This window comes from uncultured Methylobacterium sp., from assembly GCF_964244095.1.
In the GTDB taxonomy this organism is placed as follows: Bacteria; Pseudomonadota; Alphaproteobacteria; order Rhizobiales; family Beijerinckiaceae; genus Methylobacterium.
The window spans coordinates 1-3,582 of record NZ_CAXTHR010000234.1; the positions used below are offsets into that span (position 1 = coordinate 1).

4 protein-coding genes are annotated in these 3,582 nt (G+C 72.1%); 3 read left to right on the forward strand and 1 reads right to left on the reverse strand.

What is annotated here, in order from left to right:
- Positions 1 to 1,158 (forward strand): ATP phosphoribosyltransferase regulatory subunit (locus tag ACFE86_RS21670; RefSeq protein ID WP_375457381.1); only part of this gene is annotated, 1,158 nt, incomplete at its 5' end.
- A gap of 255 nt (positions 1,159 to 1,413) precedes the next feature.
- On the opposite strand, the gene ACFE86_RS21675 is transcribed toward ACFE86_RS21670, so the two are convergent.
- A complete protein-coding gene (locus ACFE86_RS21675) occupies positions 1,414 to 1,650 on the reverse strand; it encodes a DUF6894 family protein (RefSeq protein WP_375457382.1) in 237 nt (78 codons plus the stop codon).
- A 196-nt stretch (positions 1,651 to 1,846) separates the two neighbouring features.
- On the opposite strand from ACFE86_RS21675, the gene ACFE86_RS21680 reads away from it, so the two are divergent.
- Positions 1,847 to 3,034, forward strand: coding sequence for an ATP phosphoribosyltransferase regulatory subunit (locus ACFE86_RS21680; RefSeq protein WP_375457383.1), 1,188 nt, complete (start codon positions 1,847 to 1,849; stop codon positions 3,032 to 3,034).
- Between the two features lie 24 nt (positions 3,035 to 3,058).
- The coding region (hisG, locus tag ACFE86_RS21685; protein ID WP_375457384.1) for an ATP phosphoribosyltransferase at positions 3,059 to 3,582 on the forward strand (524 nt) is incomplete at its 3' end.

Sequence of the window (3,582 nt, forward strand, 5' to 3'; positions counted from 1 at the left end):
GACGCCGAGGCCTGCATGCTGATGGCCGACACGCTGGATCGGCTCGGGCTCGCCGGGCGGTACGTGATCAAGGTCAACAACCGGAAGGTGCTGGACGGGGTGATGGAGGCGATCGGGCTTGCCGGGCCGGACAAGGCCGGGCAACGGCTCACCGTGCTGCGGGCGATCGACAAGCTCGACCGGCTGGGAGCCGGCGGCGTGCGCCAGTTGCTCGGCGCCGGCCGCAAGGACGAGAGTGGCGACGTCACCAAGGGGGCTGGACTCGACGAGGCGCAGACCGGGCAGGTCCTGAGCTATGTCCTCGCGGAGCCCTTCGAGACTGTCGCCCGCGCACATTCCAGTTCCCCTGAAGGTCAATGGCCGCGCATAGAGTCTACCCATACGACCGAGCGCCAGCTCGATAACCTGGAGACCGTCGCGTTCCTGCTCGATCGATTCAGCGACAATGAGAAGGCTTCGGTCGGATTGGAGGAACTACGCCAAGTGGCACTGCTCGTGCAGGCTGCCGGCTACGACGGGCGCATCCGCGTCGACTCCTCCGTCGTGCGCGGCCTCGAATACTACACCGGCCCGGTCTACGAGGCCGAGCTGACCTTCCCCGTCACCAGCGCGGACGGCCAGACCGTGCGCTTCGGGTCGGTGGCCGGCGGCGGGCGCTACGACGGGCTCGTCGGGCGCTTCCGCGCCGAGCCGGTGCCGGCGACCGGCTTCTCGATCGGCGTCTCGCGGCTGTTCTCGGCGCTGCAACTGACGAACAGCCCGCTGGTCGCCGCGGCCCCGAAGCCCGGCCCGGTGGTGGTCCTCGTGCTGGACCGGGAAAACATAGCCGACTACCAGAGGCTCGTGGCAAGGTTGCGTGCGGAAAACATCCCGGCGGAACTCTACCTCGGCGGCGCCGGGATGAAGGCGCAGATGAAGTACGCCGACCGCCGCCGGGCGCCGGTGGCGATCATCCAGGGCTCGAACGAGCGCGCGGCCGGCGAAGTTCAGATCAAGGACCTGATCGTGGGCGCGCAGGCCGCCCAGGGCATCGTCAGCAACGCGGAGTGGAAGGCCGCGCGTCCGGCGCAGGTCTCGTGCCCGGAGACCGAGATGGTGGCACGGGTCCGCGCGGTGCTGGCGCAGCATTTCCCGCCGCCGGACCTCATGGGTGCATGAGGCGTAAGACTAGAGCGCAATCCGACGAGGTGGACACCGGTTCGTCGTAAGCGTGCGCGTGAAATCAGAGCCTTGGAGCCGTTCCCGATCCGACGTGATCGGGATGCACGACGGGGTGCAGCCGGGCCTCTCCCCGCAAGCGGGGCGAGGGGACCGGCGCGTCATCCGATCGCGTCGGGGGATGGGGGTCTCCGCTGCCCGCAAGAGAGGCGGGTCCCATCGCGTCGGCCAGCCTGCGTTGAAGGACGTGAGCGATCACGCCAGCCATTCGGCCCGGAGCGAGAGGGCCGCCCTGAAGAACACCTTGCCGCTCTCGTCCCGCACGCTCGCCGTGAAGTCGTGCGCGTTCCCGTCGGGAAGCTCGTCCTTGGCCATGTGCGCCAGGGTGCAGATGGCCTCCTTGCGGGCCTCTTCGGCGTCCGTGTGGATCGAGCCGTCGGTGTCGGGCTCGCCCCGCCCCTGGTCGGCGATGTCGAAGAAGTAGCGCGGCACCCGAGTCTCCCGCCTTCCGGATATGCCGGGGAGAACCGCACGTTTCGGCTCTGGTTCCTGACGGTGGCAAAGGCGGCCTGCGTAGCCTGTCCCCGAGCGCGCGCCGCCGCGAACGCCCGCCGAGCCCGGCCGGCGGTCGCCAAGCGCGGCCTCGGTTGCTAAGCATCATGGCCGCTCGGACGGGCGAGGGGGGACGATGACGCGACCGGAGGCGGGCATGGGGGCAGGCATGGAGGCGGGCATCGGCGCGGGCGAGGCCGCGCAGGCGCGGCTGCTCGCGCACCTCGCGCGCGGCGGCTACGCGCTCGTCGCGCCGCCGGTGCTCCAGCCGGTGGAGCCGTTCCTGGAACTGTCCGGCGAGGACATCCGCCGGCGCATCTTCGTGACGCAAGGCTCCGGCGGGGCCGAGCTGTGCCTGCGGCCGGAATTCACGATCCCCGTCTGCCGCCTGCACCGGGCGCAGGCCGACGGGCGGGCGGCCGATTACAGCTATGGCGGCCCGGTCTTCCGCCTCGTGGCGGACGAGCCCGACGAGTTCCTCCAGGCCGGCATCGAATCGATCGGCCGCACCGATACGCCGGCCGCCGACGCCGAGGTCCTGGGGATCGCGCTGGACGGGCTCGCGCTGTTCGGGCATGGGGAGCCGGTGGTCCGCCTCGGCGACATGGGGCTGACCGTGGCGCTGCTCGACGGGCTCGGCGTGCCGCCGGCGGCCAAGCGCCGGACGCTGCGGGCGCTCGCCGCCGGGCGCTCGCTCGACGGCGTAACCAACGCGCGCCAACCCGAGGACCCGCATGCGGGGCTGCTCGCCGCGATCCAGGGCCAGGACCCGCGCGGCGTGCGCGCCTTCGTCGAGGACGTGCTCGCCATCGCCGGCATCTCGGCGGTGGGCGGGCGCAGCGCCGGCGAGATCGCCGAGCGTTTCCTGGCCAAGGCGTCGGCCCAGGCCAACGGCGGCGCCGGGCTCAACGCCGAGAACCGCGCCCTCGTCGATCGCTACCGTGCGGTCGCCGGCGATCCGGACGCGGCCGCCCGCGACCTGCGGGCGCTGGTGCGCGATGCCGGCATCCGCCACGACGCCCTCGACGCGGCGCTGGACCTGTTCGAGGAGCGCAACGGCTTCATCGCCGCCCGCGGCCTGCGGCTCGACGCCTTCCGCTTCGCGGGCGGCTTCGCGCGCAACCTCGACTACTACACCGGCTTCATCTTCGAGGTAACGGCGCCCGAGGGTCCGGTGCTGGTCGGCGGCGGCCGCTACGACGGGCTGCTGACGCATCTCGGCAGCGCCGTCGCCCTGCCGGCGGTGGGCTGCACCTTCTGGGTCGAACGCTTGCTGGGTCGAACGCTCGCTGGGTCGAGCGCGTGGCCGGGAGCCGCCCGATGAGCGAATCCCCATGAGTGAATCCGTATGAGCGAATCTTTGGCCGACGCCCCCCTCGTCCTCGCGGTCCCCTCCAAGGGCCGGCTGCAGGAGAACGCCTCCGCGTTCTTCGCCCGGGCCGGGCTCACGCTGGCGCAAGGGGCGGGGGCGCGCGACTATCGCGGCACGCTCAAGGGCGTGGCGGGCGTCGAGGTGCGCTACCTCTCGGCCTCCGAGATCGCGTCGCAGCTCGCCTCGGGCGCGGCCCATCTCGGCATCACCGGCGAGGACCTGATCCGCGAGACCCTGCCCGACGCGCGCGGCCAGGTCGAGCTGCTGACGCCGCTCGGCTTCGGCCACGCCACGGTGGTGGTGGCCGTGCCGCAGGCCTGGATCGACGTCCGCGCGATGGCCGACCTCGACGAGGTCGCCGCCGAGATGCGCGCCCGCCACGGGCGCCGGCTGCGCATCGCCACGAAGTACGTCAACCTCACCCGCCGCTTCTTCGCCGAGAAGGGGGTGGCGGACTACCGCATCGTCGAGAGCCTGGGCGCCACCGAGGGCGCGCCGGC